The organism is Pseudaquabacterium terrae (genome assembly GCF_013266755.1).
GTDB lineage: Bacteria > Pseudomonadota > Gammaproteobacteria > Burkholderiales > Burkholderiaceae_C > Pseudaquabacterium > Pseudaquabacterium terrae.
On record NZ_JABRWJ010000010.1, the window covers coordinates 26,757 to 48,184 of the forward strand.

The window sequence follows — 21,428 nt, forward strand, 5'->3', positions numbered from 1 at the left end:
GACGCAGCGCAAGCGCTGGCCTTGACAGTCGGGCGCGCCGTTACCCAGCGGATACCGACCATTCACACAGCGTTGCCGAGCGACATCGGGCGTTGTTCGGCCATTGCCGGATCCTTCCTACGATGACTTCCATCGCAGAACACGCACCCCGACCGGAGCCCCGACCATGCTGACCACCGCCCTCGCCACCGCCGCCAGCCACCAGAACGCCGTGATCGGCCAGGCCACGCTGCAATCGCTGCAGCGCGACGAGGCGCCGCGTGCGCCGGTGGCGCCGCGCCGCGAGGTCTTCGACGCCGCGCCGATCGCCGCGATGCTGCAGCAGCTGAACGACGCGCTGCAGCCGCAGCGCCGCATCGTGCACGCCGGCGATCGCATCTGCCAGGCCGGCACCAGCTTCGGCGCGCTCTACGTGCTCAATTCCGGCGTCGCCAAGGTCGTCAACCTTGCCGCCGACGGCCGCGAGCAGGTGGTCGGCCTGAAGTTCCGCGGCGACTGGCTCGGCTTCGACGGCATCGCGCAGGGCTGCTACGCCTGCGACGCCATCGCGCTGGACACCGGCGAAGTCTGGGTGATCCGCTACGAGGCGCTGCTGGCCGCCTGCGCGGCCCGGCCCGCGCTGCTGGCGCTGCTGCACGGCGCGATGAGCCGCGAGATCGCCGGCGACCGCGATTCGATGATGTCGGTCTGCACGCTGCCGGCCGATGCGCGCGTCGCCGACTTCCTGCGCCATTGGGCCGAAGCGCTGGCGCAGCGCGGCCTGCGCACCGACCAGATCACGCTGCGCATGACACGTGCCGAGATCGGCAACTTCCTCGGCATGACGCTCGAGACGGTGAGCCGCGCGCTGTCGCGCCTGGCGCGCGAAGGCCTGATCATCTTCGCCGAGAAGGGCCGCCGCGACGTGCGGATCCCGGAAGTCACCGGCCTCGTGGCCTTCGTGCAGAGCTTCCTGGCGACCGGCACGGTGCAGTGAGCACCGCACGGCCGTTCCGAAGGTGCTCGCTCCCCCCTGGGGGGAAGGCCCGCAGGGCCAAGGGGGCCACGTGAGCACCGCACGGCCGTTCCGAAGGTGCTCGCTCCCCCCTGGGGGGAAGGCCCGCAGGGCCAAGGGGGCCACGTGAGCGCCTCAGACGATCGTTTGATGAAGGCGAAGCGCATCCTGCTGATCCAGGGCCATCCCGATCCTGCCGGCCAGCACTACGCGCATGCGCTCGCCGCCGCCTACGCCGAAGGCGCGCGCGACGGCGGCCACGAAGTGCGCACGCTCGACATGGCGGCGCTCGACTTTCCGCTTGGGCATGCCGGCGCTGGTCTATCGCTGGGTCTACCGCGCGCACAGCGTCAAGGCGCTGGAGCGCAACATCCTCGGCTTCGTCGGCATCGCGCCGATCCACGAGACGCTGATCGGCATGGTCGAAGGCAAGGACAGCGCGCGGCGGCGCTGGCTGGGACGGCTGCGCGAGCTGGGCGTCGCCGCAGGCTGAGAACGCCGCCTGCGGCGGGCCGCTACTTCGGCGCGTTCAGCATGCAGGAGATGCTGGCGGTGAGCGCCCCGGCGGGCGTGAACTCGGCTTTCAGCGTTCCGCCTTGCGCGAACGAGATCGTCGGGTTGGCCATCACCTGCATCTTCGCCGACCTCGAGTCACCCGCGTTGCTCACCATCAGGATGAAGTTGCCGAAGGACCCGCTCTTCGTGAAGTTCACGCTCGAGTAGGTGGGTCCCACCGAACCGGACTTGCCGTCGGACGACAGCGTGAGGGCGCCGTCGTCGGCGATGTCGAGCCGGCACGTCTTCGCAGTGTCGAAGGTCTGCGCGCCGGTCAGGTTTCCGACCATGCAGGCATGGAAGCCGGGCGCAGTGGAGGCCACGACGTCCGGGCACTGCCCGAGGATCGTTGCCGTCAGTGGCCGGTCCTTTCCCGTGGCAGGCGCCGTGACGTAGCTCGTGATGGCGCCCAGCGACATCACTTCCGTCCCGAACGGCCCACCGAGCGCGAACACGCCGTTGCCGATCACGGCCAGGTGGATGCCGGTCTCCGGGTAGTAGCGGTAGGACCAGCCCTCGAACGTGCGCGTCGACTGCTTGCTCGGAAAGTACGCGGCATACGCCGATTCGGCCAGGGCGTAGAGCTGCGTCGCAAGGTCGGCGGAGTAGCTGCCGGCCGCCGCGGCCAGGGCCCGCTGCCGCCCCGAGGGCGAACCGGCATGCGCCGCGGCCGCGGCAGCCAGTGCCTGCACGGCCTTCGGCTGCGCGGCGCTCTCGTTGACATCCGCTTCGCCACCGCCGCATCCGGCGATGAAGACGCTGGCCGCAATCGCGGCAATGACTGAGTGCTTGTGCATCGATCGTCCTCCCTGACGATGGTGATCAAGTCCGGACCCGGGGTCCGGGCCGGAAGGTTCGCGCCTTCAGCGCAATGGGCGCGCATTCTCTTCATCCGCCTGTGTCTCCCCAACCCCCTAACCTGAATGCTCCATCGTGTGACACCTGTGCCAGCACCATCGGTTGCGGCACGCGTCCGCGGCGCTCGAAACGCGGGTTAGACCTGAGGCCGCAGGCCCGATCCGGCCCGGCGGCACGATGGCACGGCGATTGCGGTTGAGACATCGAACCGCCTCGGCAAGGACTGACGTCGAGCGGTGTGTTCGTCCAACCGTTCGCCACCCCGCAGGAGACCTCCATGCTCTACGCCGCCCCCGGCACCCCCGGTGCCAAGCTCGCCTTCAAGCCGCAGTACGACAACTTCATCAACGGCCGCTTCGTGCCGCCGGTCGAAGGCCAGTACTTCGACGTCATCACGCCGATCAACGGCAAGCCGTACACGCGCGCGGCGCGCTCCGGCGCCGTGGACGTCGAGCTCGCGCTGGACGCCGCACACGCGGCCGCCGATGCCTGGGGCCGCACGGCGCCGGCCGAGCGCGCCAACGTGCTGCTGAAGATCGCCGACCGCATCGAGCAGAACCTCGAAGTGCTGGCCTACGCCGAGACGGTGGACAACGGCAAGCCGATCCGCGAAACGCTGAATGCCGACATCCCGCTGACGGTCGACCACTTCCGCTACTTCGCCGGCTGCCTGCGCGCGCAGGAAGGCGCATTGAGCGAGATCGACGAGAACACCATCGCCTACCACTTCCACGAGCCGCTCGGCGTCGTCGGCCAGATCATTCCGTGGAACTTCCCGATCCTGATGGCGGCGTGGAAGCTGGCACCGGCGATCGGTGCCGGCAACTGCGTGGTGCTCAAGCCCGCAGAGTCGACGCCGATCAGCATCATGGTGCTGGCCGAATTGATCGCCGACCTGCTGCCGCCGGGCGTGCTGAACATCGTCAACGGCCTCGGCCGCGAAGCCGGCATGCCGCTGGCGTCGAGCAAGCGCATCGCGAAGATCGCCTTCACCGGCTCCACCGCCACCGGCCGCGTCATCGCGCAGGCGGCGGCGCAGAACCTGATTCCCGCGACGCTGGAGCTCGGCGGCAAGAGCCCGAACATCTTCATGCCCGACATCGCCGATGCCGACGACGCGCTGTTCGACAAGGCGATCGAAGGCCTGGTGCTGTTCGCGTTCAACCAGGGCGAGGTCTGCACCTGCCCGTCGCGCGCGCTGATCCACGAATCGATCTACGACAAGTTCATGGCGCGGGCGCTCGAGCGCGTGAAGGCCATCAAGCAGGGCAGCCCGCTCGACACCGACACGATGATGGGCGCGCAGGCCTCGGCGATGCAGATGGACAAGATCCTGTCCTACCTGGAGATCGGCAAGGCCGAAGGCGCGCAGTGCCTGATCGGCGGCGGCCGCGCCGAGCTGGGGGGTGACCTCGCCGGCGGCTACTACGTGCAGCCGACGCTCTTCAAGGGCAACAACAGCATGCGCATCTTCCGCGAGGAGATCTTCGGCCCGGTGCTCGCGGTGACCACCTTCAAGACCGAGGAAGAAGCGCTGCAGATCGCCAACGACACGCCGTACGGCCTCGGCGCTGGCGTGTGGACGCGTGACGGCGGAGCAGCCTATCGCATGGGCCGCGCGATCAAAGCCGGCCGCGTGTGGACGAATTGTTATCACGCCTACCCGGCACACGCCACCTTCGGCGGCTACAAGGAATCGGGCATCGGTCGCGAGACGCACAAGATGATGCTCGACCACTACCAGCAGACCAAGAACCTGCTGGTCAGCTACAGCCCGAACAAGCTCGGTTTCTTCTGAAAGGAGCGGCCATGCAACCGAAGCTCTCGATACTCTTCTGCGCCGCTGCGCTGGCCTCGGCGGCAGCGCACGCCGTGGTCACCGACTCGATGATCCAGGCCGAGGCCACCGCCGGCGGCAACGTGCTGACCTGGGGCCTGAACACGCAGGGCCAGCGCTATTCGCCGCTCAAGCAGGTCAACGTGTCCACCGTGTCGCGGCTGGTGCCGGCCTGGGCCTTCTCGTTCGGCGGCGAGAAGCAGCGCGGCCAGGAATCGCAGCCGGTGATCCACGACGGCAAGATGTTCGTCACCGCGTCGTACTCGCGACTCTTTGCGCTGGACGCAGCCACCGGCAAGAAGCTGTGGAAGTACGAGCACCGCCTGCCCGACGGCATCATGCCGTGCTGCGACGTCATCAACCGCGGCGCGGCGCTGTACGACAAGCTGGTGATCTTCGCGACGCTCGATGCGCAACTCGTCGCGCTGGACCAGGACACCGGCAGCGTCGTGTGGAAGGAGAAGATCGACGATTACAAGGCGGGTTATTCGGCCACCGCCGCGCCGATCATCGCCAACGGCCTGGTGCTCACCGGCGTCTCGGGCGGCGAGTTCGGCGTGGTCGGCCGCGTCGAGGCGCGCAATGCGAAGACGGGTCAGCTGGTGTGGTCGCGCCCGACCGTCGAAGGCCACATGGGCTACACCTACGACCCGGACGGCAATTCGAAGGAAAACGGCCTCTCGGGCACGACCAACCAGACCTGGCCCGGCGACCTGTGGAAGACCGGCGGCGCCGCCACCTGGCTCGGCGGCACCTACGATGCCAAGACCGGCCTGGCCTACTTCGGCACCGGCAACCCGGCGCCGTGGAACAGCCACCTGCGCAAGGGCGACAACCTGTTCTCGTGCTCGACGGTCGCGATCGACGTCAAGACCGGCCAGATCAAGTGGCACTACCAGAACACGCCGAACGACGGCTGGGACTTCGACGGCGTCAACGAGTTCGTCACCTTCGACATGGACGGCCGGCGCGTCGGCGGCAAGGCCGACCGCAACGGCTTCTTCTACGTGAACGACGCGGCCACCGGCCAGTTGCTGAACGCGTTTCCGTTCGTCAGGAAGATCACCTGGGCCAGCAGCATCGACCTGAAGACCGGCAAGCCGAACTTCATCGATGCCAACCGGCCCGGCGACCCCACCGCCAGCAGCGACGGCAAGAAGGGCGCGGCCATCGTATCGGCGCCGAGCTTCCTCGGCGGCAAGAACCAGATGCCAATGGCCTACAGCCCGGACACGAAGCTGTTCTACGTGCCGGCCAACGAGTGGGCGATGGAGATCTGGAATGAGCCCATCGCCTACAAGAAGGGCGCGGCCTACCTCGGCGCCGGCTTCACGATCAAGACGCTGCACGAGGACCACATCGGCGCGCTGCGAGCGGTCGATCCGAAGAGCGGCAAGATCGTCTGGGAGGTGAAGAACGGCGCGCCGCTGTGGGGCGGCGTGCTGACCACCGGCGGCAACCTGGTGTTCTGGGGCACGCCCGAGGGTTACCTGAAGGCCGCCGACGCGCGCACGGGCAAGGTGGTCTGGGAATTCCAGACCGGCTCCGGCGTCGTCGCGCCGCCGGTGACCTGGATGCAGGGCGGCGAGCAGTACATCAGCGTCGTGTCCGGCTGGGGTGGCGCGGTGCCGCTGTGGGGCGGCGAGGTGGCCAAGAAGGTCAACTACCTCGAGCAGGGCGGCATGGTGTGGGTGTTCAAGCTGCCGAAGGCGGGGGGCAAGTCGTGAGCGGCGCGGCATCGCGGCGCGTTTTCCTAATGCGCGCAGTGAGCGTCAGCGGCGCCGCGCTGGCCGCGCCGGCGCTGTCGCCGGCCGCGCCGGCGCGCGTCGACGAGGCCGACGAGACCGCCGTCGCGCTCGGCTACAAGCACGACACGGCGAAGGTCGACCGCCAGCGCTATCCGAAGCACAGCCCGGCGCAGAACTGCGCCAACTGCAGCTTCTTCCAGGGCGCCGCCAACGACCCCTGGGGCGGCTGCGCGATGTTCGGCCGCAAGCACATCGCGGCGGCGGGGTGGTGCAACGCGTGGGCGAAGAAGCCGGGTTGAGCGCCGCCGCGGCGGATGCAGTGCATTTGCACTACACTGCCGCAGATGAAGACCGCCGTCATCCCGCAAGTCCGCGTCGAGCCGGAGTTGCGCGCTGAGCTCGATGCCGTGCTCAGCGCGAATGAAACGCTCAGCGAATTCGTCGAAGAGGCCGTGCGTCGCGCGGTCGAGCATCGACGCGTGCAGGCCGCGTTCCTGGCCCACGGGGAGGCAGCATGGCTGGAGTTCCAGCGCACGGGGAGAGCCGTCAACGCCGATGAGGTTCTGGGCAAGCTGCAGGCGCGGCTCGATGAGCGGCGCCGTCAGCTGCGGCAGCGGTGAGCTTTCGAGTCCGGTTCGCACCCGCCGCCGCTGAGGATCTGGTCAGGCTCTTCGACTACCTGCTCGAACGCGCCGAGACGATCGAGGACCTCGACCGCGCCGAAGGCGTGATCGGCGCCCTGAGGCAGGCCATCTACGCGCAGCTGGCGGTGACGCCTTTCAGCTTCCGGAAGGCCGGCGACGGCAGTCGCTCGACGCGGCGTGAGCTGATCGTGCCGTCGGGATCCACCGGCTACGTCGCGCTGTACGAGATCACCGGTCCTCGCGACGTTCTCGTGCTGGCGGTGCGTCACCAACTGGAGCAGGACTATCACTGAACGCGCGCTCAGGTCCTTCGCTTGCCGTGCCGCTCAATCAGCGGCCGGCCGCAGCCCCAGCCGCTCCACCACCCGCCGCTCGGCGGCGAAGGCCTCGCGCATGCTGCGCCCGTAGTCGGCGCTGCCGAGGTAGGCCGGTTCCTGGTCGAACTTCGCCAACTCGGCGACATGCGGCGGATCGAACAGCGCGGTCTTGAAGGCGTCGTGCAGCGCCTGCACCACCGCCGGTGCCAGGCCGCGCGGGCCGGCCAGGCCGTAGGGCGACATCGCGACGATGCCGTGGCCCAGTTCGGCCAGCGTCGGCACGCCGGGCCAGCGCCGAGCGCGGGCGGCACCGGTCATCGCCAGCAGGCGCAGGCGGCCCGAGTCGACGAAGGGCGCGAAGCCGGTGGCACCGACGCCGACCATCACCTGGCCGGAGGCCACCGCGAGCATCTGCTCGGCGGTGCCCTTGTACGGCACATGGATGGTGCTCAGGTGATGACGCGTGAACAGCTCGTCCAGCACCAGGTGCGGCGTGGTGCCGACGCCGTTGGTGGCGATGCTCAAGGCACCGGGGTGCGCGGCCGCGAAGGCGAGCAGATCGTCGATGCAACGCCAGGGTGCGCTCGCCGGCACCAGCACGCCGAAGCTGACGCCGCTCAACTGCAGGATCGGCGTCGTGTCGCGAATCGGATCCCAGGACAGCTTGTGCAGGTGCGGCGCACGGAACACCGGCTGCGGCATCTGCGCGATCGTGTGGCCGTCGGGCGCCGCCTGCTGCAGCACCGGCATCACCAGCGTGCCGCCGGCGCCGCCGCGGTTCTCGACCAGCACCTTCTGGCCGAGCAGGCGGCCGGCCAGTTCGGCCAGCAGGCGCAGCGTCTGGTCGGTGGCGCCGCCGGCTGCCCACGGCACCCACAAGCTGACGGGGCGCTGCGGAAAGGCCTCGGCGCGCGCGCCGAGCCACGGCGCCGCGGCGGCGGTGAGCACGGCACGGCGGCTGATCATGCGCCGCCCCGCTGCGCCGCGGCGCCGAAGCGCCTGGCATCGTAGCCCCGGCAGGCGAGCACGAAGCACAGCGCCAGCGTGCCCAGCACGACCCACGGCGCGAGGCCGGGGTCCTTGCCGTAGAGCGCGAAGCGGATCCACTCGACCGCATGCGTGAACGGGTTCCACTGCGCCGCGCGCCAGACCCACAGCGCGCCGCACTCCTCGAGCTTCCACAGCGGATACAGCGCCGTCGACAGGAAGTACATCGGGAAGATGACGAAGTTCATCGTGCCGGCGAAGTTCTCGAGCTGCCGCACGTGCACCGACAACAGCAGCCCGAGCGCGCCCAGCATCAGCGCGCCGGCCAGCGTGGCGGCCAGGGCATGCAGCAGCGCCGCGGGCTGCAGCGGCAGCACGGTGCCGAGCAGCGCGCCGACGCCAACGAAGGCCAGCGCCTGCGCCAGGCTCAGCACGGCGGTTGCCAGCAGCTTGGCCAGCAGCAGCCACGGCCGCGGCAGCGGCGCGGTGAGCAGCAGCCGCATCAGCCCCATCTCGCGGTCGTAGACCATCGCCAGCGACGACTGCAGGCCGTTGAACAGCAGCACCATGCCGATCAGCCCCGGCGCGATGTACAGCTCGTAGGGGATGTAGGTGTCATAGGGCTCGACGATCGCGACGCCGAAGACGCTGCGAAAGCCCGCCGCGAACACCGCCAGCCACAGCACCGGGCGCAGCAGCGCGGCGAGCAGCCGGCCGTGTTGCCGCAGCGAGCGCAACAGCTCGCGCTGCACGATCGCGCGCAGGGCCAGCAGCGCATGGGCGGAGCGCATCACAGGCCCGCCTTGCAGGCCGACTCGGCGGCATCGCTGCCGAGCGTGTCGAGCACGTTGACCGGGTGCAGCACGCCGTCGACCGGCGCGCTGCCGAGCACCGCGAGGCCGTCGCTCAGCAGCAGCGGCTGGCGCAGCTGGCGGTCCCAGGCGCGAAAGCCCAGGCGCACGCCCTTGAAGCCGTCGAGCGCGAAGTCGCTGCGCTGCAGGGCTCTCAGCACCTGCGCGGCGTTCGGCGCCACGGGCTGCTCGAGCGCCGCCTGCAGGATCGCCTTGGCGGCGATGTATCCGGCCCAGTCGTGGCCGGTCATCGGCCGCCGCGCGGCGCGCATGAAGCGGCGCGCCAGCTGGGGTGATCCATAGCGCTCGAAATGAGCGGCCCAGGGGACGGCGACCAACCCGGCATCGCCGACCACCGGCCGCGGCAGCACGGTGTTATAGGGCAGGCCGCGGGCGAACTCGCCGTCGCTGTCGACCACCCAGACGGCGTCGTAGTCGCCGCCGGCGGCGCTGGTCAGCAGCCGCGGGTTGGCGAGCTCGCGTTCGCGCGGGTCCGCCGAGCGCCTGAAGGCCCGGGTGGCGATCAGCTTCAGGCCATGGCGCTTCAGGGCCGCCTGCGCCAGCGCGAGGCGCTGAGCATCGTCGTCACCCGGGCCGTGCAGCAGCAGCACGCGGCTCCAGCGCCGCGCCAGCAGTGCCTGCGCCAGCGCATCGGCGCGCATGCGCTCGCTCGGCAGCGTGTGGAAGAGCTGCGGCGCGCAGCCTTGCTGCCGCAGGGCCTCGTCGCCGGCGCCGGCGTTCAGCAGCGCCGGTGTCGCAGCGGCCTTCAGTGCAGCGATCCACGCCGTCGGCAGGTCGAGCACGACGCCCAGCGCGCCGGCGCGGGCCAGTTGCTGCAGCAGCGCGGTGGCCTCGTCGGCACTGCGCGCGGCGTGCACGTCGATCACGATCCGCAGCTTCGCGGCATCGAGCGCGAAGCGGCTTTCGTCGATCGCCAGCTCGACCGCCGCCTGCAGCGATCCGCCGGGGTGGCCCGGGTAGGCCTGCTCGATCCGCGCCGGCGCGAGCCGCTCGTCGTCGGCGCGTTGCAGCACGCCCAGCGTCAGCGTGGCGGCGGCGACCGGACCGGCCAGCAGCAGTGCCAGCGCGGCGAGCAACGACTTAGTCATCGATCACCACCGTGTGCGGCACGCGGCCGACCGGCACCGTCTTCAACGCCTTCGCCGCGGCGGTGTCGACCACCGTCATGTCGTCGGACAGGCCATTGACGACGAACAGCCGCGAGCCGTCGCGGTTGAGGCCCAGGCCCCAGGCGCGTTTGCCGACCAGCACCTGCTGCGTGACCCGGCGGCTGGCGACATCGACGAAGGCGACGTGGTTCGCGCGGCCCAGGCCGACGTACATCGTGCGGCCGTCGCGCGACAGCACCATGCCGACCGGCGTGATGTCGTCGGCGCGCAGGCCCTTCAGCGCGAAGTCGACGGTGGCCAGCACCGTCAGTCCGGCCGTCGAGACGATGCTGACGCTGCTGCCGAGCTCGTTCGTCACCCACAGCTCGCTGCCGTCGGCGTTGAACGCGAAGCGGCGCGGGCGCTTGCCGACGGGGATGTTGCGCAGCACCTGCAGCGTCGCCGCGTCGACCACGTGCACCATGTTCGCGACTTCCGAGGTCACGTAGATGCGCCGGCCGTCGGCCGAGACCTTCACGCCCTCGGGCTCCTTGGCCAGCGGCACGCTGGCGCGCTGCCGGCGTGCGACGAGGTCGAAGACGTTCAGCGCGCCGTCGTCCTCGGCCGAGACGTAGGCGGTGCGGCCGTCGGGCGAGACGTCGAAGAGCTCGGGGTCGTCGCCGAGGGGCATGCTGCCGACCGAGCGCCGGGTCGCCAGGTCGATGATGTCGGCGCGGCCGGATTCGCTGCAGGCGACCATCAGCTGCCTATCGCCCGGCAGCCGCTGCAGATGGCGCGGGCGGCGGCAGGTCGGGATGCTGCCGACCACCGCCAGCGTCTGCAGGTCGACCAGCGTGATCGCGTGATCCTTCTCGCTCGAGACGTAGGCCAGGCCGCTGCCGGCGGCATGGACGCTCATCATGGATGTCAGCAGCGACAGCAGCAGCAAGGTTTTCATGGCGACTCCGGTCGCGTGGCGTGAATGAAGGCGGCCTCGAGCGTCGGGCCACCGAGGGTTTCGGTGACCTGCGCCGGCGTGCCATCGGCCAGCAATCGGCCGTGGTGCAGCACCAGGACGCGGTCGGCGCCGTCGGCTTCGGCCACCAGGTGCGTGGCCCACAGCACGGTGACGGCGCGCTGGCGCACCTCGTCGTGCAGCGCAGCGAGCAGGTCGCGGCGCGAGCGGGGGTCGAGGCCGACGCTGGCCTCGTCCATCAGCAGCAGGCGCGGCCGGTGCAGCAGCGCACGCACCAGCTCCACCTTGCGGCGATTGCCGCCGGAGAGCTCGCGCACGCGGCGGCCGAGCTCGGCACTCAGGCCGAAGCGCGCCGAGTCGGTCGCGATGCGCTCAGCCGCCAGCGCGCGCGGCAGGCCCTGCAGGTCGGCATGGAACTGCAGGTTGCGCGCGACGCTCAGGTCGAGGTCGAGCGAGGGCTGCTGGAAGACGACGCCGATCTGCGCCAGCGCCTGTCGCGGATCGTGGCGCATCGAGTGGCCGGCGATCTGAAACTCGCCCTCGTCGGCAGCGAAGAGGCCGGTGAGCACCTGGAACAGCGTCGACTTGCCGGCGCCGTTCGGCCCGAGCAGCACCGCGAAGCAGCCGGGCGCGATGTGCAGGTCCAGCGCGTCCAGCGCGACGCGGCTGCCGTAGCGCTGCGTCAGCCCGCGCAGCCTCAGCATGGCGCGGCTCCGGTCTTGCCGAGCGCGTGCGAGTTCTCGTCGCAGCGATAGACGAGCCCCGCCTGCTGCGCGGCGCCGGGCACGAAGCGCAGCGGCTGCGGCGCAACCGCGCCGCTCGCGCATGCCCGTTCGGCATCGGCTCCCGCCAGCATCGCGTCAATGCGGCCGCGCTGCGGGCTCTTCGGGCACACCGGATCGGTGGCCGCGGCGTCGCCGGTCACCAGGAAGGCCTGGCAGCGGCAGCCGCCGAAGTCGTGGCCGCGTTCGTCGCAGCTGCCGCAGGTGGACGACATCCAGGCCTGGCCGCGGTAACGCTGGAAGCCGTCGCTGTGAAACCAGGCCTCGCGCACCGACTGCTCGCGCAGATTCGGAAACGCAATGCCCGGCAGCATGCGCGCGCTGTGGCAGGGCAGCGCGGTGCCATCGGGCGCGACCACCATGAACACGGCGCCCCAGCCGGCCATGCAGGGCTTCGGCTTGGCGTCGGCATAGTCCGGCGAGACCCAGATCACCTTCATGCGGCCGTCGAGCCGGGCGCGCTGCGCGATGACGACGCCTTCAGCCTCGCGCAGCTCGTGCACCGTGGGCATCAGGGCCGTGCGGTTCAGCCAGGCCCAGCCGTAGTACTGCGTGTTGGCGAGCTCGAGGTAGTCGGCGCCGAAGGCCTCGGCCATCTGGATGATGCGGCCGACGTGCGGCAGGTTGTAGCGGTGCATCACGCAGTTCAGCACCATCGGATAACCGAGCGACTTGATGATGCCGGCGACGCGGGCCTTCAGCTCGAACGTGCGGCTGGAGCTGAGGAAGTCGTTCAGCTCGCGCGTCGAGTCCTGGAACGAGAGCTGGATGTGGTCGAGGCCGGCGGCCTTCAGCGCCTTCGCGCGCGCTTCGGTGAGGCCGACGCCGGAGGTGATCAGGTTGGTGTAGAAGCCGAGCCCGCGCGCATGGGCGACCAGTTCTTCGAGGTCGTCACGCAGCAGCGGCTCGCCGCCGGAGAACCCCAGCTGCACCGCGCCCAGCGCACGCGCCTCGCTGAAGATGCGCTTCCAGTCGGCGGTGTCGAGCTCCTGCCGATGCTGCGCATAGTCGATCGGGTTCGAGCAGAACACGCAGTGCAGCGGGCAGCGGTAGGTCAGCTCGGCCAGCAGCCACAACGGTGGCCGGGTCGCGGCGGCGGCGGTGCGCATGACCCGGTGCCTACTGCAGCCAGCCGCGCTGCCGCGCCTCGTCGATGAAGGTGCAGACGTCGTCGCGCAGCGCGGCCTGCGCAAAGGCCTGCTCGAGTTCGTCGACGATCTGCTCGACCGAGCGCCGGCCGTCGCAGCGGCGCAGGATCTCGGCGGCCGGCGTGTTCAGCTTGACCATGCCCTCGGGATACAGCAGCACCCAGCAGTCCTGCGCCGGCTCGAACTGCAGCCGGAACATCGCGGCCACGGCCGGTCTTGTTTGCAATGCGCTCATGGCCGCGACTCCGCCGGCAGGTCATCGGGATAGGCGTGCGCGATCGTGTCGAGCATCGACCACAGGATGTCGAGCTTGAAGTCGAGGATCGATATCGCGCGCTCCTGGCGTGCGCGCGTGCTGCACCAGCGCCGCGCGACCTCCAGGCCGTGCTCGACGTCGCGCGTCGCGAGCGGGATGCGGCTGCGGAAATAGGCCAGGCCATCGGGCTCGATCCACGGGTACAGCCGCGGCCAGTGGGCCAGCCGGTCGGCATGGATCTTCGGCGCGAACATCTCGGTCAGCGACGAGATCGCCGCTTCCTCCCAGGGAGCCGAGCGCGCGAAGTTGACGTAGGCGTCGACCGCGAAGCGCACGCCGGCGCGCACGTGGCGGTGCGACCACAGGTCCTCGCGCGACAGGCCGACTGCCGTGCCGAGCCGGCTCCAGGCTTCGATGCCGCCGGCGTTGTTGCCGTCGAAATCGCCGCGGCCGTCGTGGTCGAGGATGCGTTCCATCCAGCGCCGGCGTTCGGCGCGGTCATGGCAGTTGGCCAGCACGGCCGCGTCCTTCAGCGGGATGTTGACCTGGTAGTAGAAGCGGTTCGCGACCCACGCCCGCACCTGGAACGGCTGCAGCTCGCCGCGGTTCAGGCGCTGGTTGAACGGGTGGTGGATGTGGTAGCGCGGTTCGCGCTCGCGCAGCCGGGCCTCGAAGGCCTCGGCGCTCCACGGCTCGCGCGGGTCGGCCGCAGGCGGTGCGCTGCCGAAGGTGGTTTGGTTCACAGCAGGATCTCCATGCCATCGTGGGCGACTTCGATGCCTGACGCATGAAGTACGCGGCGCTGCTCACTCGATTGATCGAGGATCGGGTTGCTGTTGTTGATGTGGATCAGCACCTTGCGCTGCGCCGGCAGCGCGCCGATCAGCTCGGCCATGCCGGTGCGCGTGTCGCTGCACTGCTGCGGCAGGTGGCCCATCTCGCGCGCGGTCTTGGCGCTCAGCCCGGCGTCGCGCATCTCGCACTCCTGCCAGAAGGTGCCGTCGACCAGCAGGCAGTCGGCACGGCGCATCCACTGCAGCTCTTGCTCGCCGACGTCGGCCAGCCCGGGCGCGTAGAACAGGCGCTGGCCGGTGGCGAGATCCTCGATCAGCAGCGCGATGTTGTCGCCTGTCACCTGCTCGCGCCGGTGCGGCGAATAGGGCGGCGCCATGCCGGGAATGGCGATCGCGGTGAAGCGCAGCGTGTCGAAGCCGGCGATCGCGAACTCGGCGCTCGTCTGGTGGCCCGCCACCGGCAGCATGTGCCAGCGCGTGCCGCAGTAGTGCTGCAGCACGTTGATCAGCGGCAGGCCGGTCGTCAGGTCCTCGAAGACGCAGGGCGTCGCGTAGAGCTTGATGCGCGGGCCTTCACGCAGGCTCAACAGGCCGGTGACGTGGTCGATCTGCGCGTCCATCAGCACGACGGCCTTGATCGGCGTGTCGCGCAGGCCGCTGCGCGGGCGCAGCTGCGGCTGGCTGCGGATCTGCTGCCCGATGTCGGGCGAGGCATTCAGCAGCACCCAGGACTGCCCGTCTTGCGACACGGCGATCGAGCTTTGCGTTCGGGCCGACGCATCGACCTCGCCCTGCCGCTGGCCGGCGCAGAGCCGGCAATTGCAGTTCCATTGCGGGAAGCCGCCACCGGCGCCCGAACCCAGCACGAGGACTTTCATGACAGTGCCGCCCGGCCGCCCGAAGGCACTGACGCCCCCTCGGGGGGCAGCGAACGCAGTGAGCTTGGGGGCTTCATGCTGGAGCGGTGCCGGTGGCTCGGGTCAGCGGTTCGAGATGTACATCGTGATCTCGAAACCGAAGCGCAGGTCTTCGAAGGCGGGCTGGGTCCAGAACATGGTGGTCTCCTGAGGGGTTGCGGCGGTGGTGACGTTCCCGGCGTGGCGACAAGCCGCGCCGGGCAGACGTCATTGCGCAAGTCGCGTGCCGGCTGCACGCGGGCTCAGGAGACAAGGAATTCGGGGTTTTTGGAGCAACACCCGCTGCGGGTTGCTCCAGCGCGGGACAGCGGCGTCAGGCAGTGGCACAGGGAATTCCCTGTGCCGTTGGCTTCAATCCGCGCGGCCCCAGCGCAGCTTGCGGTAGATCGTGTTGCGGCTGATGCCCAGGCGCTTCGAGGCCACCGAGATGTTGCCGTTGGCCGCTTCGAGGGCCCGGCGGATCATCTCGATCTCGGCTTCGCCGAGCGTGCGCGCGGCCTCGGCCGGGGCAGGCGCCGGCGGCGCAGCCGCGGTCTCGATCACCATCGGCGCAGCCGTCTCGGGCGTTGCTTCCGCGATTCGCGCGGCGGCGCGCGCCGTCATCGCCGGCACGCGGCGCATGTCCTCGAGGAAGTCATCGGACAGGTGCTGCTCGTCGATCTGCGGCTCGCCCGCGGCCATCACCGCGGCCGTGCGCAATACGTTGGCAAGCTGGCGGATGTTGCCGGGCCATGCGCAGCGCTCGAACAGCGCCATCACGGCCGGGCTGATGCGCGGCGGATCCTGCGGGCATTCGGCGCGCAGGATGCGCTGCGCCACCGCCTGCAGGTCGCTGCGCTCGCGCAGCGCCGGCAGCCGCACCACCAGGCCATTCAGGCGGTAGTACAGGTCCTCGCGGAAGCTGCCGGCCTCGATCATCTCGCGCAGGTTGCGGTGCGTGGCGCCGATCACCGCGATGTCGACCGGAATCGCCTTCTGCCCGCCCAGCGGCATCACGCAGCGCTCCTGCAGCACGCGCAGCAGCCTGGCCTGCAGCGCCAGCGGCATGTCGCCGATCTCGTCGAGGAACAGCGTGCCGCCGTTGGCCTGCACGATGCGCCCGGGCGCGCCCTTGCGGCGTGCGCCGGTGAAGGCGCCGTCCTCGTAGCCGAACAGCTCGGCCTCGATCAGCGACTCGGGAATCGACGCGCAATTGACGGCGACGAAGTCCTGCCGCGCGCGGTTCGAATCCTGGTGCAGCGCCCGTGCGAGCAATTCCTTGCCGGTGCCGGTCTCGCCGAGGATCAGCACCGGGATGTCGCGGTTCAGCACGCGCTGAACCTTGCCGATGGTGGCTTCGATCTGCGCGTCACCGGTCTTCAGGTATTGCAATGCCGACAGCCCGGCGGGGGCGCTGGTTGCGTCGGCGGCAGGCGAGGGCAGGCGGGCCGCTCCGGGCGACGGCACGGCAACTCCGGGCGGCGCGCCCCGGGCGGCGGCCGGCTCGTCGCTACCGAGCCCCAGTGCCATCGACCGCGCTGCGCCGCTGAAGCGCGCGTTGACATGGAACTGCCGACCATTGGGCAGGCACAGCCGCATCGGCAGCGGCAGCGGCGCGCGGAAGTGATCGAACACCGCGGCGGCGGTGGTGCCGAAGAGCGAGGTCAGGCTCTGCATGCGCAGCGCCGCGCCGCTCACGTCGAGCTGGTCGAGCGCGCTGCGGTTGGCGCCGACGATGCGGCCGTCGGCGCCGACGACGAGGATGCCTTCGAGCAGCGTGCCGATGAATTCGACGCGGCTGTGGAAGTGCAGCCGCAACCGGTTGCCGCAGTCGTCGGACAGCCAGTGGTTCTCGATCATGCGCGCCGACATGCGCACCAGCCCCATCGTGTGCTGGTGGTACGAGCGCTGGTCGCCGGTGACGTCGAGCACGCCGAGCATGCCGCCGCGCGGGTCGAAGATCGGCGCCGCCGAGCAGGTCAGGAAACTGTTGGCATGGATGAAGTGCTCGCTGCCGTGCACGAGCGTCGGGCACTCCTCGAACAGTGCCGTGCCGATGGCGTTGGTGCCCTTGGACTGTTCGGCCCAGTTGACCCCCGGTGCCAGCGCCACCTTGCCGGCGCGGGCCAGGAATTCATCGTCGCCGACCGAATGCAGGATGGTGCCCTGGGCATCGGTCAGCACGATCATGCTTTCGGTGTTGACGATCTGCTCGAACAGCATCTCCATCACCGGCGCGGCGTGCGCGAACAGGCGCTGGTTGCGCTCGCGCGCGATGGTCAGGTCGCTGCGCAGCAGTGGCTCGAAGTCGGGCCGCTCGACGCGCGTCAGCCCGAGCGCCGCGCAGCGCAGGTGCGACTGCTCGATCAGCTCGGCGCGCGCCGGATGGCGTGCCAGGGGCAGCGCCGAGGGGGTGGTCCAGGTCTGGACCGCGTGGCCTGGAGGCATCGTCGCTTCCTGTTCTCCTGCCGTGGCAGGTTGTCTCCGTCCAAACCCTGTGCCGATGCGCAGCGAGCGGATCGGTGGAGGGTGCCTCGGACTCGGCGTGTTGTGTTGATCTGGCGCAAGTCCGGCACCTGCCAAGCGATTTGTGTACCCGGCTGCAGCACCGGTGCGTGGCACGCGCTTTGCGGTCGGGCCCATCGTCCAACCCCAGCTTGACGGAGACCTGACATGCCGCGCCCCCGCACTTCTTCACCCCTTTCTTCTTTGACCAGGGCCGCCCGCGCCGCCGGCGCGCTCGCCGCGCTGGCGCTGTGTGCCGCCGCCTGGGCCCACGGCGACGTGACGCCGCAGGCCGTCGACACCAGCGCGCTGCCCAAGCTGGGCGACAGCTGGCGCGCCGAGAACCCGTACCGCGCCAGCGAGGCGGCGGTGCGCGTCGGCAGCTCGGCCTACAACCAGAACTGTGCGCGCTGCCACGGGCTGGAGGCGATCTCCGGCGGCATCGCGCCCGACCTGCGCAAGCTCGACGACGAGTGCGCGCCGATGAAGGACGGCGCGCGCCGCCAGGCCTGTGTCACCGAGATCGACGACTACTTCGCGACCACGGTGCGGCGCGGCCGCGTGCGCAACGGCGCGGTCTACATGCCGCCGTTCGAGGGCGTGATGAACCAGGAGGCCGTGTGGGCGATCAAGGCCTACCTGGAGACGCGGCGCGAGAAGCCGCTCCAGGCGGCGCAGAAGTGAGCGCGCTGATCACGACGCGGCGCGCTTGCCTGCGCCGGCTCGGCGCGGCGGCCGTAGCCGGCCTCGCACCGCTGGCGCTGTCGGCCACGCCGCTGGAGCGCGTGCGCGAGCGCGGCGTGCTGAAGGTCGGCCTGTACCACGGCATGCCGCCGTTCCATGTCGACGGTCAGGGCATCGATGTCGCGCTGGCCGGTGCGCTGGCCGCGGCGCTCGGCGTCAAGGCGGCGCTGCTGCCCTTCCATGCCGACGACAACATGAACGATGACCTGCGCAACATGGTCTGGCGCGGCCACTACCTCGGCTACGGCCCGGCCGACGTGCTGCTGCACGTGCCGGTCGAGCGGCCGCTGATGGAGGCCAATCCGCAGGTGAGCATCGTTGCGCCTTACTGTCGTGAGCACGTGGCGATTGCGCGGCGGATCGACGACGTGCCGCGACTCGACACGCTGGCGCCACTGGCCGGGCTGCCGGTGGCGGTGCCGGGCCGTTCGCTCGCCGGCTGGCTGCTGATCGGCGCCGATGGCGGCGCCTACCGGCAGCAGTTGAGCACGCAATGGACCGACGGCGCCGCGGCCGCGCGCGCGCTGCAGCGCGGCGACGTGCCGGTGGCCTCCGGCCTCGCGTCCGAGCTCGAATCGGTGCTGCGCGGCGATGCGCGCTTCGCGATCGAGCCGCTGCCGTCGCCACGCGCGCCGCGTGGCGGCTGGGCGGTCGGCATGGCGGTGCGGCGCGATGCCGGCGCGCTGGCGCAGGCGCTGCAGGGCGCGGTGAATGCGTTGGTGGCCAGCGGCGAGCTGCAGCAGTTCTTCGCGCGCGCGAACGTCGGCTGGCAGGCGGGCTGACGAAGGTCTGCGCTAACGCTTGCGGCCGACCTTGACCGCGCGGGCAGCGCCCGCCTTCGATCGAGCGGCTTTCGACGGGGCGGGCTTGTCTTCCTCGCCGCTCGGCACGTAGGCGGCGCCGTGCTGCGCCAGGTAGTCGCGAATCATCTGGCGCACGACCTGCGACGGCGTCAGGTCGAGCTGCGCGCACAGACGCTCGAAGGCCGCCTTCTTGTTCGGGTCGATCAGCAGCGTCAACCGCGCGGTCTTGAGCTCCATGGATCCTCGGGATGGCAACGTGATGGTCACGCGATGCACATCGTACCCGTCGCGAAACGGGCCTCGCGCGGGCGCTTCGCTCAAGCTTGCCGATCCTTCAGCGCGCGGCCGACCAGCGCAAACGCCGCCTGCAGCTGGCCGGCCCCCGCCCGGTCGAGGCCGGCGGGGCGGCGCGCGACGCTGCCGGGCACGGCATCCAGCGCATGGCCCTTGCACGCAAAGACGATGCTGTTGCTCGAATCGCCGTCGTCGACGACCAGGATCGCCCCGTCGAAGCTGCGGCCGATGCGCTCGACCAGCGTGTCGTAGTGGCGGTGGCCGTAGTGCAGGTTGACGACGAGCATGCCGCCGGGTTGCAGCATCTCCCGGCAGTCGTCGTAGAAACGCTGCGTGCACAGCCGTGCAGGCTGCCCGCTGCTGTCGAAGCCGTCGACCAGCAGCGCGTCGCAGCGGGTCGAACGGTAGCGCACGAACTGCGCGCCGTCGCCGTGGATCACGCGAAAGCGATGGTCGTCCGCCGGCACGTGGAACTCATCCCGCAACGCGATCACGTGCGGATTGATCTCCACGACCTGGATGCGCGTGCCGGGCAGGTAGCGGTGGCAGAACTTGGCCATGGACCCGCCGCCGAGGCCGATCATCGCGATCTGCCGCGGGTCCGGCTGGAACAGCAGGAAGCCCATCATCGTGCGCGTGTACTCGAGGTCGAGCGCGGTCGGATCGTCGAGCTTCATGCGGCTCTGGATCTCGCAGATCGAGAAGTGCAGCGCCTTCGACGTCAAGCCTTCGTGGACGAAGGGCCTGACGTGGTCCGCATGGTCGAGGTTGTCGGGCATCGCAAACCGGGCGTTGCGCAGCCGGCCTCAGCGCTTGACCTGATGAACCTCGGCGCGCCGGTTCCTGGCCCACGCGGCATCGTCGTGGCCGGTGGCCGCCGGCCTTTCCTTGCCGAAGCTCACCGCCTCCATCGACGCCTCCGAGGCTCCCTGCAGCTGCAGCGTCTTCAGCACGGTCTCGGCGCGCCGCTGCCCGAGGGCGAGGTTGTATTCGCGCCCGCCGCGTTCGTCGCAATGGCCTTCGATGCGGGCCTTGGCCGCGCGGTTCGCCGCCAGATGGCGGGCGTGGGCTTCGAGCAGCGGCTTGTCCTGGTCGCGGATCGACGCGCTGTCGAACTCGAAGTAGACCGTGCGTTCGGTCGGCGCCTGCGCATCGCGTTGCGCCGTTGCAGGCGGCACCCTGACGACGGGGTCACTGCTGGTGTGCGGCCCGGGGGGCGCCGGCCGGCTGGCCGTGCCGGGCCGGGCCTCCGTGCCGAGGGGTGCCTCGGTCAGCGGGGTCGAGCTGCAGCCTGCGGCCAGCACCGCGGCCAGCACGATGGCGGATCTGATCATCATGAAATGTCTCCTCTGCGGTCGTCGAAGCAATGGACATCGTAGTCAAACGCAGTGTGCATGACATTAACATACCGCCACGGAGATCCCGTCGTGCAGGCGGGCTTCCTCCGCCCGAGGAGCGAGCGCCGACCATGCCGATCAACTACGCCCGCCTGCTGACCGGCGCCGACCGCACCGCGGAAGCGAACGAACACCTGGGCTACGCGCTGGCGTTCGTCGCGGGGGCGACCAACGCCGGTGGGTTCCTGGCGGTTCACCAGTACACGTCGCACATGACCGGCATCGTCTCGTCGATGGCGGACGGCGTGGTGCTGGGGTCGATGGACGTCGTGCTGTCCGGGTTCGGCGGCCTGCTGTCCTTCGTGCTGGGCGCCATGACGTCCGCGATGCTGATCAACTACGCGCGGCGCCGGCGCCTGTCCAGCGCCTACGCACTGCCGCTGCTGCTGGAGGCGGTGTTGCTGCTGTGCTTCGGCATGGCGGGCGGCGCGCTGCAGTACCTGCATGCCGTCTTCGTTCCGGCGACGGTGATGCTGCTGTGCTTCATCATGGGTCTGCAGAACGCGGCGATCTCGAAGATCTCGCGGTCCGAGATCCGCACCACGCACATCACCGGCACGATCACCGACATCGGCATCGAATGCGGCAGGCTGCTGTACTGGAACCATCCCGCAACGCAGGGGCCTCGCGTGCTCGCCAACCGCAGGCGGCTTCGTTTGCTGGTCTGGCTGGCGATCAGCTTCTTCGTCGGCGGACTGCTCGGCGCCGTCGGATTCCGCCACGCCGGTTACCTGTGCACCGTGCCCTTGGCCGTGATGCTGCTCACGCTGGCCGCCGTGCCTGCGTTCGACGACCTGCGCAAGGTCCGCGGCGGCTGAGCAGCGCCAACGCGGCGAAACAAATTCAGCCCGAGCCTGACCTGGGTCAAACGGGTCGCCTGCCGCTCTCCGCGCACTGTCAACACTACATATAGTGTCCGTCACTCGTTCGGAC

Annotated in this window: 25 protein-coding genes and 1 pseudogene; 11 read left to right on the forward strand and 15 right to left on the reverse strand. The window is 70.1% G+C overall.

Annotated features, from left to right (window positions below):
- The first annotated feature begins 166 nt into the window (after nucleotides 1-166).
- The 3 genes and pseudogenes from HLB44_RS28635 to HLB44_RS38245 all read left to right on the forward strand — a co-directional run bounded on the left by HLB44_RS28635 (nucleotide 167) and on the right by HLB44_RS38245 (nucleotide 1,487).
- Nucleotides 167-976: a Crp/Fnr family transcriptional regulator gene (locus HLB44_RS28635; RefSeq protein ID WP_246312526.1), complete on the forward strand. Its 810-nt coding sequence runs from the start codon at nucleotides 167-169 to the stop codon at nucleotides 974-976.
- 168 nt (nucleotides 977-1,144) lie between these two features.
- Nucleotides 1,145-1,231: pseudogene (locus tag HLB44_RS38240) on the forward strand (NAD(P)H-dependent oxidoreductase); the annotation flags it as partial.
- 70 nt (nucleotides 1,232-1,301) lie between these two features.
- The gene (locus HLB44_RS38245) at nucleotides 1,302-1,487 is read left to right on the forward strand and encodes a hypothetical protein (RefSeq protein ID WP_343051633.1); all 186 of its coding nucleotides are present in this window, start codon (nucleotides 1,302-1,304) and stop codon (nucleotides 1,485-1,487) included.
- 22 nt (nucleotides 1,488-1,509) lie between these two features.
- Here the strand turns inward: HLB44_RS38245 and HLB44_RS28645 are convergent, their stop codons facing one another.
- Nucleotides 1,510-2,346: a hypothetical protein gene (locus HLB44_RS28645; RefSeq protein WP_173131244.1), complete on the reverse strand. Its 837-nt coding sequence runs from the start codon at nucleotides 2,344-2,346 to the stop codon at nucleotides 1,510-1,512.
- Between the two features lie 338 nt (nucleotides 2,347-2,684).
- Here HLB44_RS28645 and exaC point away from each other — a divergent pair, with 338 nt between their 5' ends.
- Genes exaC through HLB44_RS28670 form a run of 5 tightly spaced genes read left to right on the forward strand, consistent with a single transcriptional unit; the run spans nucleotide 2,685 to nucleotide 6,929 of the window.
- Entirely contained in the window at nucleotides 2,685-4,205 is a 1,521-nt protein-coding gene (gene exaC / locus HLB44_RS28650; RefSeq protein ID WP_173131248.1) for an acetaldehyde dehydrogenase ExaC, read from the forward strand.
- An 11-nt stretch (nucleotides 4,206-4,216) separates the two neighbouring features.
- On the forward strand, nucleotides 4,217-5,971 hold the full coding sequence (locus tag HLB44_RS28655) for a PQQ-dependent methanol/ethanol family dehydrogenase (RefSeq protein ID WP_173131251.1): 1,755 nt from the start codon (nucleotides 4,217-4,219) through the stop codon (nucleotides 5,969-5,971).
- Between the two features lie 29 nt (nucleotides 5,972-6,000).
- Complete coding sequence (locus tag HLB44_RS28660) at nucleotides 6,001-6,291, forward strand: high-potential iron-sulfur protein (RefSeq protein WP_173131254.1); 291 nt, start codon at nucleotides 6,001-6,003, stop codon at nucleotides 6,289-6,291.
- Between the two features lie 45 nt (nucleotides 6,292-6,336).
- Entirely contained in the window at nucleotides 6,337-6,612 is a 276-nt protein-coding gene (locus HLB44_RS28665; RefSeq protein WP_173131257.1) for a YlcI/YnfO family protein, read from the forward strand.
- On the forward strand, nucleotides 6,609-6,929 hold the full coding sequence (locus tag HLB44_RS28670; protein ID WP_173131260.1) for a type II toxin-antitoxin system RelE/ParE family toxin: 321 nt from the start codon (nucleotides 6,609-6,611) through the stop codon (nucleotides 6,927-6,929). The genes HLB44_RS28665 and HLB44_RS28670 overlap by 4 nt, the downstream gene beginning before the upstream one ends.
- Before the next feature lie 33 nt (nucleotides 6,930-6,962).
- Here HLB44_RS28670 and HLB44_RS28675 read toward each other — a convergent pair whose 3' ends face one another.
- From HLB44_RS28675 to HLB44_RS28725, 11 genes are all read right to left on the reverse strand, one after another.
- Nucleotides 6,963-7,919: a tripartite tricarboxylate transporter substrate binding protein gene (locus tag HLB44_RS28675; RefSeq protein WP_173131263.1), complete on the reverse strand. Its 957-nt coding sequence runs from the start codon at nucleotides 7,917-7,919 to the stop codon at nucleotides 6,963-6,965.
- The gene (locus HLB44_RS28680) at nucleotides 7,916-8,731 is read right to left on the reverse strand and encodes an ABC transporter permease (RefSeq protein ID WP_173131266.1); all 816 of its coding nucleotides are present in this window, start codon (nucleotides 8,729-8,731) and stop codon (nucleotides 7,916-7,918) included. Before HLB44_RS28680 ends, HLB44_RS28675 begins: the two co-directional genes overlap by 4 nt.
- On the reverse strand, nucleotides 8,731-9,900 hold the full coding sequence (locus tag HLB44_RS28685) for a type 1 periplasmic-binding domain-containing protein (RefSeq protein WP_173131269.1): 1,170 nt from the start codon (nucleotides 9,898-9,900) through the stop codon (nucleotides 8,731-8,733). Before HLB44_RS28685 ends, HLB44_RS28680 begins: the two co-directional genes overlap by 1 nt.
- Nucleotides 9,893-10,858 (reverse strand): PQQ-dependent catabolism-associated beta-propeller protein, encoded by a 966-nt coding sequence (locus tag HLB44_RS28690; protein WP_173131272.1) that lies wholly within the window; start codon nucleotides 10,856-10,858, stop codon nucleotides 9,893-9,895. Before HLB44_RS28690 ends, HLB44_RS28685 begins: the two co-directional genes overlap by 8 nt.
- The gene (locus HLB44_RS28695; RefSeq protein WP_173131275.1) at nucleotides 10,855-11,580 is read right to left on the reverse strand and encodes an ABC transporter ATP-binding protein; all 726 of its coding nucleotides are present in this window, start codon (nucleotides 11,578-11,580) and stop codon (nucleotides 10,855-10,857) included. Before HLB44_RS28695 ends, HLB44_RS28690 begins: the two co-directional genes overlap by 4 nt.
- Entirely contained in the window at nucleotides 11,574-12,767 is a 1,194-nt protein-coding gene (gene pqqE, locus HLB44_RS28700) for a pyrroloquinoline quinone biosynthesis protein PqqE (RefSeq protein WP_173131278.1), read from the reverse strand. Before pqqE ends, HLB44_RS28695 begins: the two co-directional genes overlap by 7 nt.
- A 10-nt stretch (nucleotides 12,768-12,777) precedes the next feature.
- The gene (gene pqqD, locus HLB44_RS28705) at nucleotides 12,778-13,041 is read right to left on the reverse strand and encodes a pyrroloquinoline quinone biosynthesis peptide chaperone PqqD (RefSeq protein WP_173131282.1); all 264 of its coding nucleotides are present in this window, start codon (nucleotides 13,039-13,041) and stop codon (nucleotides 12,778-12,780) included.
- Complete coding sequence (gene pqqC, locus HLB44_RS28710) at nucleotides 13,038-13,805, reverse strand: pyrroloquinoline-quinone synthase PqqC (RefSeq protein WP_173131285.1); 768 nt, start codon at nucleotides 13,803-13,805, stop codon at nucleotides 13,038-13,040. The genes pqqD and pqqC overlap by 4 nt, the downstream gene beginning before the upstream one ends.
- Entirely contained in the window at nucleotides 13,802-14,734 is a 933-nt protein-coding gene (pqqB, locus tag HLB44_RS28715) for a pyrroloquinoline quinone biosynthesis protein PqqB (protein WP_173131288.1), read from the reverse strand. Before pqqB ends, pqqC begins: the two co-directional genes overlap by 4 nt.
- Before the next feature lie 102 nt (nucleotides 14,735-14,836).
- Complete coding sequence (pqqA, locus tag HLB44_RS38390) at nucleotides 14,837-14,911, reverse strand: pyrroloquinoline quinone precursor peptide PqqA (protein WP_173131893.1); 75 nt, start codon at nucleotides 14,909-14,911, stop codon at nucleotides 14,837-14,839.
- Between the two features lie 213 nt (nucleotides 14,912-15,124).
- On the reverse strand, nucleotides 15,125-17,200 hold the full coding sequence (locus tag HLB44_RS28725) for a sigma-54-dependent Fis family transcriptional regulator (protein ID WP_173131291.1): 2,076 nt from the start codon (nucleotides 17,198-17,200) through the stop codon (nucleotides 15,125-15,127).
- 225 nt (nucleotides 17,201-17,425) lie between these two features.
- On the opposite strand from HLB44_RS28725, the gene pedF reads away from it, so the two are divergent.
- Nucleotides 17,426-17,941 (forward strand): cytochrome c-550 PedF, encoded by a 516-nt coding sequence (pedF, locus tag HLB44_RS28730; RefSeq protein WP_173131294.1) that lies wholly within the window; start codon nucleotides 17,426-17,428, stop codon nucleotides 17,939-17,941.
- The gene (locus tag HLB44_RS28735) at nucleotides 17,938-18,783 is read left to right on the forward strand and encodes an ABC transporter substrate-binding protein (protein WP_343051611.1); all 846 of its coding nucleotides are present in this window, start codon (nucleotides 17,938-17,940) and stop codon (nucleotides 18,781-18,783) included. The genes pedF and HLB44_RS28735 overlap by 4 nt, the downstream gene beginning before the upstream one ends.
- A 12-nt stretch (nucleotides 18,784-18,795) precedes the next feature.
- Here the strand turns inward: HLB44_RS28735 and HLB44_RS37490 are convergent, their stop codons facing one another.
- From HLB44_RS37490 to pal, 3 genes are all read right to left on the reverse strand, one after another.
- Complete coding sequence (locus HLB44_RS37490; protein ID WP_246312539.1) at nucleotides 18,796-19,041, reverse strand: ribbon-helix-helix protein, CopG family; 246 nt, start codon at nucleotides 19,039-19,041, stop codon at nucleotides 18,796-18,798.
- An 80-nt stretch (nucleotides 19,042-19,121) separates the two neighbouring features.
- Nucleotides 19,122-19,877 carry a fused MFS/spermidine synthase gene (locus HLB44_RS28745; RefSeq protein ID WP_173131297.1) on the reverse strand — a complete coding sequence of 252 codons (756 nt, stop codon included), beginning with the start codon at nucleotides 19,875-19,877 and terminating at the stop codon, nucleotides 19,122-19,124.
- A gap of 27 nt (nucleotides 19,878-19,904) precedes the next feature.
- Entirely contained in the window at nucleotides 19,905-20,435 is a 531-nt protein-coding gene (gene pal / locus HLB44_RS28750) for a peptidoglycan-associated lipoprotein Pal (RefSeq protein WP_173131299.1), read from the reverse strand.
- 131 nt (nucleotides 20,436-20,566) lie between these two features.
- Here pal and HLB44_RS28755 point away from each other — a divergent pair, with 131 nt between their 5' ends.
- On the forward strand, nucleotides 20,567-21,313 hold the full coding sequence (locus tag HLB44_RS28755) for a YoaK family protein (protein WP_173131301.1): 747 nt from the start codon (nucleotides 20,567-20,569) through the stop codon (nucleotides 21,311-21,313).
- Nucleotides 21,314-21,428: the final 115 nt, after the last annotated feature.

What these genes read in the sequence shown, in the direction of transcription:
- HLB44_RS28635 (WP_246312526.1), top strand. Translation starts at nt 167, where the DNA reads ATGCTGACCACCGCCCTCGCCACCGCCGCCAGCCACCAGAACGCCGTG.
- HLB44_RS38245 (WP_343051633.1), top strand. Translation starts at nt 1,302, where the DNA reads ATGCCGGCGCTGGTCTATCGCTGGGTCTACCGCGCGCACAGCGTCAAG.
- HLB44_RS28645 (WP_173131244.1), bottom strand. Translation starts at nt 2,346, where the DNA reads ATGCACAAGCACTCAGTCATTGCCGCGATTGCGGCCAGCGTCTTCATC.
- exaC (WP_173131248.1), top strand. Translation starts at nt 2,685, where the DNA reads ATGCTCTACGCCGCCCCCGGCACCCCCGGTGCCAAGCTCGCCTTCAAG.
- HLB44_RS28655 (WP_173131251.1), top strand. Translation starts at nt 4,217, where the DNA reads ATGCAACCGAAGCTCTCGATACTCTTCTGCGCCGCTGCGCTGGCCTCG.
- HLB44_RS28660 (WP_173131254.1), top strand. Translation starts at nt 6,001, where the DNA reads ATGCGCGCAGTGAGCGTCAGCGGCGCCGCGCTGGCCGCGCCGGCGCTG.
- HLB44_RS28665 (WP_173131257.1), top strand. Translation starts at nt 6,337, where the DNA reads ATGAAGACCGCCGTCATCCCGCAAGTCCGCGTCGAGCCGGAGTTGCGC.
- HLB44_RS28675 (WP_173131263.1), bottom strand. Translation starts at nt 7,919, where the DNA reads ATGATCAGCCGCCGTGCCGTGCTCACCGCCGCCGCGGCGCCGTGGCTC.
- HLB44_RS28680 (WP_173131266.1), bottom strand. Translation starts at nt 8,731, where the DNA reads ATGCGCTCCGCCCATGCGCTGCTGGCCCTGCGCGCGATCGTGCAGCGC.
- HLB44_RS28685 (WP_173131269.1), bottom strand. Translation starts at nt 9,900, where the DNA reads ATGACTAAGTCGTTGCTCGCCGCGCTGGCACTGCTGCTGGCCGGTCCG.
- HLB44_RS28690 (WP_173131272.1), bottom strand. Translation starts at nt 10,858, where the DNA reads ATGAAAACCTTGCTGCTGCTGTCGCTGCTGACATCCATGATGAGCGTC.
- HLB44_RS28695 (WP_173131275.1), bottom strand. Translation starts at nt 11,580, where the DNA reads ATGCTGAGGCTGCGCGGGCTGACGCAGCGCTACGGCAGCCGCGTCGCG.
- pqqE (WP_173131278.1), bottom strand. Translation starts at nt 12,767, where the DNA reads ATGCGCACCGCCGCCGCCGCGACCCGGCCACCGTTGTGGCTGCTGGCC.
- pqqD (WP_173131282.1), bottom strand. Translation starts at nt 13,041, where the DNA reads ATGAGCGCATTGCAAACAAGACCGGCCGTGGCCGCGATGTTCCGGCTG.
- pqqB (WP_173131288.1), bottom strand. Translation starts at nt 14,734, where the DNA reads ATGAAAGTCCTCGTGCTGGGTTCGGGCGCCGGTGGCGGCTTCCCGCAA.
- HLB44_RS28725 (WP_173131291.1), bottom strand. Translation starts at nt 17,200, where the DNA reads ATGCCTCCAGGCCACGCGGTCCAGACCTGGACCACCCCCTCGGCGCTG.
- pedF (WP_173131294.1), top strand. Translation starts at nt 17,426, where the DNA reads ATGCCGCGCCCCCGCACTTCTTCACCCCTTTCTTCTTTGACCAGGGCC.
- HLB44_RS37490 (WP_246312539.1), bottom strand. Translation starts at nt 19,041, where the DNA reads ATGGAGCTCAAGACCGCGCGGTTGACGCTGCTGATCGACCCGAACAAG.
- HLB44_RS28745 (WP_173131297.1), bottom strand. Translation starts at nt 19,877, where the DNA reads ATGCCCGACAACCTCGACCATGCGGACCACGTCAGGCCCTTCGTCCAC.
- pal (WP_173131299.1), bottom strand. Translation starts at nt 20,435, where the DNA reads ATGATGATCAGATCCGCCATCGTGCTGGCCGCGGTGCTGGCCGCAGGC.
- HLB44_RS28755 (WP_173131301.1), top strand. Translation starts at nt 20,567, where the DNA reads ATGCCGATCAACTACGCCCGCCTGCTGACCGGCGCCGACCGCACCGCG.